This window comes from Bacteroidia bacterium (genome assembly GCA_026932145.1).
In the GTDB taxonomy this organism is placed as follows: Bacteria; Bacteroidota; Bacteroidia; order J057; family JAIXKT01; genus JAIXKT01.
In genome coordinates this window covers 90622-100895 of record JAIXKT010000057.1, presented here as the reverse complement: position 1 = coordinate 100895, position 10274 = coordinate 90622, and the positions used below count along the sequence as shown (strand labels likewise).

6 protein-coding genes are annotated in these 10274 nt (G+C 39.5%); 5 read left to right on the top strand and 1 reads right to left on the bottom strand.

Annotated elements, in window-relative coordinates; all coding sequences use genetic code 11:
* Both LC115_13410 and LC115_13405 read left to right on the top strand, forming a co-directional pair.
* Window positions 1-2627 (top strand): gliding motility-associated C-terminal domain-containing protein (locus LC115_13410; GenBank protein MCZ2357667.1); only part of this gene is annotated, 2627 nt, incomplete at its 5' end.
* Window positions 2628-2794: 167 nt separating this feature from the next.
* The gene (locus LC115_13405) at window positions 2795-5113 is read left to right on the top strand and encodes a patatin-like phospholipase family protein (protein ID MCZ2357666.1); all 2319 of its coding nucleotides are present in this window, start codon (window positions 2795-2797) and stop codon (window positions 5111-5113) included.
* A 1-nt stretch (window position 5114) separates the two neighbouring features.
* Here the strand turns inward: LC115_13405 and LC115_13400 are convergent, their stop codons facing one another.
* Entirely contained in the window at window positions 5115-7643 is a 2529-nt protein-coding gene (locus LC115_13400; GenBank protein MCZ2357665.1) for a TonB-dependent receptor, read from the bottom strand.
* A gap of 145 nt (window positions 7644-7788) precedes the next feature.
* Here LC115_13400 and LC115_13395 point away from each other — a divergent pair, with 145 nt between their 5' ends.
* From LC115_13395 to LC115_13385, 3 genes are all read left to right on the top strand, one after another.
* Window positions 7789-8283 (top strand): NADH-quinone oxidoreductase subunit C, encoded by a 495-nt coding sequence (locus tag LC115_13395; protein ID MCZ2357664.1) that lies wholly within the window; start codon window positions 7789-7791, stop codon window positions 8281-8283.
* A gap of 45 nt (window positions 8284-8328) precedes the next feature.
* Window positions 8329-9726 (top strand): tRNA uridine-5-carboxymethylaminomethyl(34) synthesis GTPase MnmE, encoded by a 1398-nt coding sequence (gene mnmE, locus LC115_13390; GenBank protein MCZ2357663.1) that lies wholly within the window; start codon window positions 8329-8331, stop codon window positions 9724-9726.
* Between the two features lie 218 nt (window positions 9727-9944).
* A partial coding sequence (locus LC115_13385; GenBank protein ID MCZ2357662.1) for a hypothetical protein occupies window positions 9945-10274 on the top strand: 330 nt, incomplete at its 3' end.

The window sequence follows — 10274 nt, the reverse complement described above, 5'->3', positions numbered from 1 at the left end:
CGTTGAATATGACGGCTACTACGGTAGCGGGTGCAAGTTATAGCTGGACGGGTCCGAATGGTTTTACTTCTGTGTTACAGAATCCGAGTATCAGTAATGTTACAGTATCGGCCTCCGGTGTTTACAGTGTTTATAGTATTGTGAGCGGCTGTACAAGTTTGGTGAATACGACCACCGTTGTTGTCAATGCTATTCCTGCAAGTCCTACGGCAGGCAGTAACAGTCCTGTATGCGCGGGCAGTACGTTAAATATGACGGCTACTACGGTAGCGGGTGCAAGTTATAGTTGGACGGGTCCGAATGGTTTTACTTCTGTGTTGCAGAATCCGAGTATCAGTAATGCTACAGTAGCGGCTTCCGGTGTTTACAGTGTTTATAGTGTTGTGAGCGGCTGTACGAGTTTGGTGAATACGACCACCGTTGTTGTCAATGCTATTCCTGCAAGTCCTACGTCCGGCAGTAACAGTCCTGTATGCGCGGGCAGTACGTTGAATATGACGGCTACTACGGTAGCGGGTGCGAGTTATAGTTGGACGGGTCCTAATGGTTTTACTTCTGTGTTGCAGAATCCGAGTATCAGTAATGCTACGGCATCGGCCTCCGGTGTTTACAGTGTTTATAGTGTTGTGAGTGGCTGTACAAGTTTGGTGAATACGACCACCGTTGTTGTCAATGCTATTCCTGCAAGTCCTACGTCCGGCAGTAACAGTCCTGTATGTGCGGGTAATACGTTGAATATGACGGCTACTACGGTAGCGGGTGCAAGTTATAGTTGGACGGGTCCGAATGGTTTTACTTCTGTGTTACAGAATCCGAGTATCAGTAATGCTACGGCATCGGCCTCCGGTGTTTACAGTGTTTATAGTGTTGTGAGCGGCTGTACGAGTTTGGTGAATACGACCACCGTTTCAATTGGAACTCCTCCGATACTTTCGATAACAAACCAAACAAATCCAACCTGTTTTGGAAGCAATGATGGAAGTATAACTACCTCTGCATCAGGCGGGATACCCCCATATACCTATTCTTTGGATGGAGTTACGTATCAAAATACAACGGGAATATTTACAGGAATACCGGCTGGAAACAGTATTGTATATGTACGGGATTCAATTGGTTGCCAATCGCAAGCAACATTTACAATAACCGAACCCCAAGGAATTACAGCACAAGTGGATTCGTTAAGTAATCCAACTTGTTTTGGATTATCAAATGGAAATATTTATGTATCTGCTTTGGGGGGATCTGGAGCATTCCAATATATCTATCATGGCAACACAAATACAACCGGATTTTTCCAAAACCTATCAGCAGGAAGTGATACCGTCTTGATAATCGATCAAAAAGGTTGTCAATTTTCATTGCCATTTACCTTAACTCAACCCAATCAACTCGTTGCTCGTTTTGATTCTGTAGCAATGGTTTCTTGTAATGGTGCAAATGACGGTAAAGCTACTGTAATTGTTTCCGGCGGAACTCCCCCATATCTTCTTGGAGTAGATTCTACTAATTTAGCAGCAGATACAACTTTTTCCAATATCCAACCGGGAAATCTATCTATTTATGTATTAGATAGTCATGGCTGCTCAACTACCATCACAACTGCAATTACAGAGCCTCCAGTACTTGATTTAACACTAAATAGTATTCGGAATGTGCTTTGTACAGGCGCAGTTAATGGAGAAGTTCAAATGAATTCAGTAGGCGGAACTCCTCCTTACCAGTACTCGATAAATTACGGTAACTTCTTTCCAAACAATGGATTATATACAGATTTGGATACTGGAAGCTATGTAGTACAAGTTAAGGACAAAAATGGCTGCTTAGATTCAATTTCTTTCTCGATTACTCAGCCAGCAGCCTTAGAAGCTACTATTGCTCTACTTCCGGCATCATGTAGGGAAAATAATGGTGTTGCAACTCTTACAACTTTAGGTGGAACTCCCCCTTATCGCTACATTTGGCAAGGAAATGCTGCTACTACTTCAACGGCTAATGATTATTCAGCAGGAAACTATACTGTACAAGTTTTGGACTCTAACAATTGTTCAATAACTATACCTTTTGAAATAGAACGCATTAACCCACCAACAGCCCAATTTAGCACAAATACAAATATTGGTGTTATTGAAGGTTATACAGAATTCCCAATAGAAAATGCTGTATTGACCACTACAAATGAATCCGTAGGCGACTCCTTGCTCTATTTCTGGGATTTTGGAGACGGGAATACTGCTACCGATGAAAACCCGACACATCGCTATTCTCAAGTAGGAGATTATCAAGTAACGCTACAGGTAATGGATTATCGAGGCTGCACAGATACGATAGTTAAAAGCCGTATTCATGTAGTTTCTTTCAGAACCCAAAATGTATTTACTCCCAATGGAGACGGCGTTAATGATACTTGGCTACCAATCACCGCTTCAGATATAGTTGAAATGACAATTGTAGTTTCAGATCGCTGGGGTAATACGGTGTTTGAATCTAACTCTATGACTAATCCATGGAAAGGAGACCTTAATGGAAATCCAATTCCTACTGGAGTTTATTACTTTAATATCAAGTATAAAACCGAAAAAGGTGTGGAAGTTAAACGGAGCGGATCAGTTACGTTACTTCGATAAATTAAAGAAGTAGTATCCTTTGCAGAAAACATAAGATTATGTATTTTTGTAACAGATTTTGATAAAAAAAATATTTTAGAAAATATTCCGTAATACGTTTCTATGGAGATGTATTACGGAATGTTTTTTTTACGTTATTAGGGTGAAATTTTTACGAATTGCAAAAAGTGAAAGTTAATTACAACTTACGGTTGGATTTTTGGGTAATGTTTGTTATCGCGCTTACAAATCTTGTTTATGCCCAGCGTGTTGGTTTGGTTTTATCAGGGGGAGGTTCTCGTGGCTTTGCCCACATAGGAGTTATTAAAGCATTGGAAGAAGCAAATATTCCGATTGATTACGTAGCCGGAACTTCTATGGGGGCATTAGTGAGTGCTTTTTATGCTGCCGGCTATTCCCCAAAAGAAATGTCAGATTTAGCAGCCTCTCCTAACATCCAAATATGGACAGCAAACGATTTGCCTGCGCAGGAGCAACTCTTTTTCTTGAGAGAAAAGCCAGACAATACATTTCTATCTGTTCCGATTTCCTTTCGTTCCAAAACACAGATTGGCCCGGAATACATCCTCCCTGATTTCGCTATTAATATGGCTCTGAATGACTTACTTTCACCGGCTACTTCGGCTTGCCAAGGTAATTTTGATAGCTTGTTTGTTCCATTTCGTTGTATGGCTACAAGTTTAGTTGAACGTAGAGCATTTCAGATAAAAGATGGTAGTTTACCATTTGCCGTACGCTCCTCTATTGCCGTCCCGTATTTATTTTCTCCGGTTAGTAACGCCCGCTATAAGAACAACTATGACGGCGGAATTATCAACAACTTTCCGGTCAGAGAAATGATTAGTGAATTTAAGCCGGATATAGTTATTGGATGCCATGTAGATAGCCCGGAACCCTCTCAGGAAGAAATAGAAGAAAAAACCAACTTTTTTACATATCTGAAATCCTTAGCAGTTGATAAAGAAACGTATCACAAAATGCCCTCCAATGGTATTTTTATTCAGCCGGACTTAGGAAATATGAGCTTTACAGATTTTTCAAACCCAATGTTTGCGGTTCAGAGAGGTTATGAGGCTACTAAGGCTTGTATAGAAGATATTCGCCAAGCCATTACCGCCAGAAGCGACAGCACTGAATTAGCCCAAAAACGTAAAATATTCCGAGAGAAAGAAAAACAATTGGTTATCAATGATATAGAAATCAGAGGAGTTAAAGAATGGGAGGAAAAATACATAACACAGTTACTTCACCTAAGAGCATTGCTGAAGCACCAAAACGACACACTGAGCTATGATCAACTGAGAAAAGCCTATTACCGCCTCAAAGATGACGGAAGCTATTATGGCTTTCCAGAGCTAATTTACCGGCCAGAACTGGGTAAATACGATTTATCAATATCCGTTTTGCCTGCACGAAAACTAACACTCAAATTTGGAGGCACATTCTTCACCCCAATTGACCACCAGTTAGAGATAGGGGCTATGTACACCGATATTTCATATCTAAAGTACAACGCTTATGCAACCTTAGGGCGTGGCTCTTTTGCAAATTATGCCAAAATCAGAGGCAGGATTACCATCCCGACTAAACTACTATTTTTTGGAGAAATCGAAAATACGGCGTATCAGTCTTTCTTTCAGAAAGTTACTTCAGGGATATTTTCACCAAACAACAAAGCAGATATTAACTTTTCGCTCTTAGAAAGTAAATTACAAGTAGGTATTCCGCTAAAAAAGTATTCTAAATTGACCGTTGGTTTTGCTGTTCAGCAGCTTACCAATCGTTATTTTGCGGATGATATTATTTACAACTCGGATTCTTCTGACCTAAGTAAGTTTTCGGGGAATACATTATTTGCGATCATAGAGCGAAGCACGCTCAACAACAAGATGTATCCAGACCAAGGAGGGTATTTTTATGCAAGTTTTCGCTTAAATACTTTCCATGAAGCCTTTGAGCCGGGTTCTGCGCTACAAAATAAGCAATCAGTATGGCATCAATGGTTTCAAGGGCACATTAAAGTACAACGCTCCGTAGATCCGCAGTGGAAATTCCGCCCAAGTATAGTTGCCGAAGCCGCTTATTCCGGCCTACCAAGCCAGTTTAACTCAAAATCAACAATATTGTTTTCTCCAAGATATGCCCCATTTCAGGATACTCCAGTATTGTATTTACCCAGCTATTCCTCGCGGGGCTATGCTGCCGGAGGTATTCAATTAGCTTATTATCTGAATAAAAAACTAACTCTCCGAATTGAAGGGCATCTATTTCAGCCTTTTTTTAGCATCGTTCAAGATGAAACCAATAACCTAAAAATTCAATATAAACTACTAAGACCAAGGGCATTAGCTTCTGCCGGAGTAACCTACAATACCCCGATGGGGCCAATCGGTGCTTTTATCAATTATTATGATAACAAGCCAAATAACTTTCGAGTTTTTCTACATGTAGGATATTTGCTTTTCCAGCCACATCCTTGGGATTAAGTTAAAATTCAGCCCGAATCCCGCCTACGGGGAAAAAACCCAACTGATATTGTGTCTTTATTTGCTTCGATTTATATTCATAGTATTCATCGAGGATATTTTTTCGGTTGAAAATATTCTCAACACTGAAAAATATCATGATAGATGTTTTCTTTAAATTAATTTTACTGCTAATTCTGGCATCAAAACGCTCATAGTTTGGGTATCTTTTCGCCAAATATTGCTCATAATCAGGGATTCCCAACTGCATGAAGGCAGAAAGAGTTTCATCGTAAGGGGTATAAGGCCGGCCTCCGGCAAGTACATATTTTACGTTAATATCAAAACTAACCTTAGCATTAACTTTAAATTCGTATCCCCCTAAAATGTTGATTACAAACTTATTATCAAATGATGTGCTTCGCCAGATTCTGTCTTGGCCTTGATATAATGATCTAAACAAAGAAGTATTTGCCAAGAAATAATAATTTCGAGAAAGATTCTTTTTCAGGGAAATCTCGATACCATAATTTTTTCCTTTCCCTTGACTTATCAAGTAATATTGGGTGAATACTCCGCCATAGCTAACGCCGGCGTTTAATAAGGAATAAGCCCCAAATCGGGTAGGGGAGTTATAGGGACTTATGGGAACTTTAGAAATATCCTGATAATAACCTTCTATTTTAAATTGCCAACTTGCTTTTGGAAACCATTCATAACCAATAATATAGTGAACGGCTTGTGTGAAACGCAGGTTGATATTCTGAATATTAGTATCCGGTTTTTCGGATTTAAAAGTATAAGTGGTGAGGGGTTGAGCCATTCGGTGCAGGCTAATGGCTGCCGAAAAACGATGCTTCGGCGATAGCCAATAAGAAACCCCACCTCGAGGCTCCAAACTGATATTTTGAGAAAGATTTAGATATTGAGAATAAAGACCTAAATTTAGAGATAAATTTTGGGTTATACGATAGCTCCACAGGGCAAATCCTTGTAGCAGCACCCCAACTCCGGCGGTATCTTGTTTATAGGGAATTGGGTAGAAAAAATCAGAGGTAAATCTTTTTTCATTAAGAGAGTAGGAGAGTAGTTGGTTTGTAAAGCCGGCTTTTAGCACATTTCGGGTATTGATTTTGGTATGATGCAAAACACGAAACTGCAAACTGCCTTCACGGGAATCGTTACTATACCAAGGTGTTACCGAAACAAGGTCGTTCTCTCGCCCCACAGAATCAACGGTCGTTTTAAAGCCCCCATGAGTAGCAGCTAAAATAAACTTAGTAAATGAGTTATTATTCCAAAAGTGCTGATAATTAGCAGCTAACACTCCAACGCTTGTTTGCATAGTAGCATTTCTGCCATTTCCGAAGCTGGTAGTATCTTCACTTTCTTTGACCTCACCGGCACTAAGTCCGCCTAAGCCTATAACGGAAATTACATCGCCATTTTTTAGTGGAAAATTAAGTTTAAAGTTAAAATCTTGGTATCTGGGAATAGCTACTATACCTAAATTTATTCCGATAGCTTTCATAAAACCCAAAGCGGAATATCTGTAAGAAGCTAAGTAGGTACTTCGGGATTTTTTTTGAATAGGGCCTTCGGATAGCAGTTCAAATCCGTTGAATCCCAACTGGCCTACAAACTCATGTTTTTCATCATTACCGGTTCTTAGTTTTAGGTCAAAAACGGCAGAGATTTTATTACCATAGTTTGCGGGGAAGCCTCCGGTTAAGAAGTCGCTGGTAGCTAATAAGTTGTTGTTTATCATTGAGATTGGGCCGCCGGTTGCTCCCTGTGTCGCAAAATGATTTGGATTGGGAATGTCAATATCGTCTAAACGCCAAAGTACTCCAAGCGGGGAACCGCCTCTGACGATAATATCATTTCTTTGGTCACTTACGGAAGTTACCCCCGCAATCGTTTGAACCATACGCGCCGGATCCATTTTTGCCCCCGCATATTTGTTAGTTTCTTCTACCAATAACTTTACACCGCTATTAGAAATAGTTTCATTGGTCGGAGAAAACTCATTTTCAGAACCGCTGATAACCACTTCTTCCCGCTGCTTAAAGTCAGGGTCTAAGCTAATATTGATGACCAATTGTTTCCCCGAAGTGAGTTCTACATTCTGCAACGAAATCGGCTCATAGCCAATACAAGAAATGAATACATTGATTCGCCCGATTGGGATAGAATCAACCCGAAAGTAGCCTTGCTCGTTAGAATATCCCCCCAAAGTACGACTGTTAGCAACAATTTTAATTGTTGCACCTTCAATCACTTGTTCTGTATTTGACTCTACGACTCGCCCTTTAACGGTTTGAAAAAGTTGTGCACTTGTAGCTTGGCTTAATAAAAGTAAACTAATTAATAAACAATATTTTGGATAATATTTTACCCAAAGAGACTTACTGGCCAGCATTATTTTTAGGTTGTAATTCAGAAAACATAAAGGATTATAGCTCTGTATTTTATTCATTTTTAGTCTATTTTGGGGCATTTTTGTGCTTTGGTAATGAGGGTCGGTAATTGTTCGTTTTGTTTCGGGCATAAACCGTAAAATTACTCGTTCTTGCCAATCGTTTTATTATCTTTTCTGGGGCATAATCCGATAGTTGTTTTTTTAGAAGTAAGTCAATCCGTTTTTTTCTGCAATTTATTTCTATTTACGCTCAAACTCTGCTACCTTTGCCCCTATGGACGCTTTCTTCACACATATACTTTCGCAAACTACTGTACCGGTATTGGGGCATTCGGAGTATGCCGGCCAAGTAACGATAGCTGTTTCACAGAAAGACTTATTTTCGTTTTTAAAACTCCTCAAAGAGCAGTTCGGTTTTGATTATTTTTCAGACTTAGCGAACGTAGATCATTTTACAGACGAAAATCGTTTTGAGTTGATTTACAATTTACTTAATCTGGCAGAAAACAAACGTTTATTTGTTTCTTGTAGATTATCCGAAGAGTCTTTAGAAGTAGAATCTGTGGTAAGTCTTTGGCCAGCAGCGAACTGGAATGAGCGTGAAACTTATGATATGATGGGAATTTCGTTTAAAAATCATCCGGATTTACGCAGAATGTATATGCCTGAAGATTTTGAATATTTTCCAATGCGTAAAGATTTCCCGCTTCTGGGGATTCCGGGTAGCATCCAGTTACCGGAAAAAGCTCTTGAACGTGGCTATAAATAGCCAATATCAGTTTAAATACCATTCAAGTTGATTGCTTAACTGGTTGTGTTTGAGGATTCAACCATTGTTGCGTTGGCCACCCCTAACGGAGTAGGCGCAATTGGAGTAGTTCGTCTCTCCGGAAAAAATGCCATCAGCATAGCAGAAAGCGTTTTTCACGGAAAACGATTATCTGCACAGAAAACACATACCGTTCATTTAGGGACATTAAAAGACCCGAAAACAAACACTTTGATAGATGAAGTGTTGGCTACATTATTCAAAGCCCCTAAATCCTATACAGGAGAAGACATCGTTGAATTTTCTTGTCATGGTTCTCCCTACGTTTTGCAGCAAGTTTTAACTTTACTCATCAAGCAGGGAGCTGTACTTGCCCAACCCGGAGAATTTACCCTACGGGCATTCCTAAACGGAAAAATGGACTTAGCACAAGCAGAAGCCGTTGCAGATTTAATCCATGCGGAATCAGAAACAGCACACCAAACGGCTATCCGGCAAATGCGTGGTGGATTTAGCAATGACCTCAAAAACCTACGTACACAACTGATAGATTTCGCAGCATTAATAGAACTCGAAAATGACTTTAGCGAAGAAGACGTTGAATTTGTAGATAGAAAACAACTGCTGAAATTAGTTGAAGAAATGCTTAAAACAATCCAAAAACTGATTCATTCTTTTCAATTAGGTAATATTTTAAAACACGGCGTAACGGTCGTAATTGCCGGAAGACCCAATGCCGGAAAATCTACATTGCTGAACGCTTTATTGAATGAAGAAAGAGCAATCGTTACTAATATCGCAGGAACTACCAGAGATACTATCGAAGAAAAATTAATTGTGGACGGAATTGTATTTCGCCTCATAGACACCGCCGGAATCCGAGAAGCAACAGATGCCATCGAAAAAATAGGGATCGAAAAAACATTTGAAAAAATTCATGAAGCCAGCATCTTGATATACGTCTTTGATGCCAGCACATCTTCCGAACTGGAAGTATTAGAAGACTTACAAAAATTAAAAATTGAGAACCAAAAAGTATTACTCGTTGCTAACAAAACAGATATATGTGATGAACAAGCACTTGGGATGCTGTATTATAGCATTATTGAAAATTTTTCTCTTGATTATCCTTGGTTTGAAGTTAGCGCAGTCAATAAAAAACAAACAGATGAGTTAAAAGAATTTCTTCCGGCACTTATCCTCAACGACAAAATAAACACAGACCAAACTATTGTAGCCAATACAAGGCATCATGCCGCATTGCAGGATTGCGCTACACATCTTGAAACCATAAAAGAAGGATTGGCACAAAGAATTTCCGGAGACTTACTGGCCTTTGACATTCGTTACGCCCTACACGCCCTTGGCACCATTACAGGCGAAGTACTGCACGATAGAGATATATTAGGCAGCATTTTCAGTAAGTTCTGTATCGGTAAGTAATTTACTTTCCTTTGTTTGTTAAGTGCTTGTTTTTCATAGCAAACTAAGTATCTTTCTTTCTCTTTTTTGTTGCCAAACTCTACTTTTTTACCTATTTTTGTTGCTCATCTGTTGCCCTGAATTGTTGCCCTTGTTGTCGGGCAACAAGATTTCGGTAAAAGGGAAAAGATGCTACACATAGCAACACCCTGCAACAGCAAACAACAAAGAGCAACAAAATGAGTAGCAACATTCGATTAGAAAAAACCTGCCACCACTGCGGAAAAAACTTTGTCGCTAAGACAACAGTAACTCAATTCTGTTCTGATAACTGTGCAAAGAGAGCATACAAAGCACGGTTGCGTTCTGCAAAAGTTGAAGCAGCAATTCAGAAGGAGAATGAATTGAAACCGTTCAACCCTATCGTAAATCAAAAAGATTTTCTCAGCATCAAAGAAACTTGCCAGTTAATCGGTGCAAGCAGATGGACCATTTACAGAATGATTGATGCAGGTAATACGATAGTGAAAAATAAACAAGACCAATATTTTGCATATTGGGTTTTTTAT

Excerpts from the sequence above, each read along its gene's own strand:
- LC115_13395 (MCZ2357664.1), top strand. The coding sequence starts at position 7,789 with ATGGACGCTTTCTTCACACATATACTTTCGCAAACTACTGTACCGGTA.
- LC115_13400 (MCZ2357665.1), bottom strand. The coding sequence starts at position 7,643 with ATGCCCGAAACAAAACGAACAATTACCGACCCTCATTACCAAAGCACA.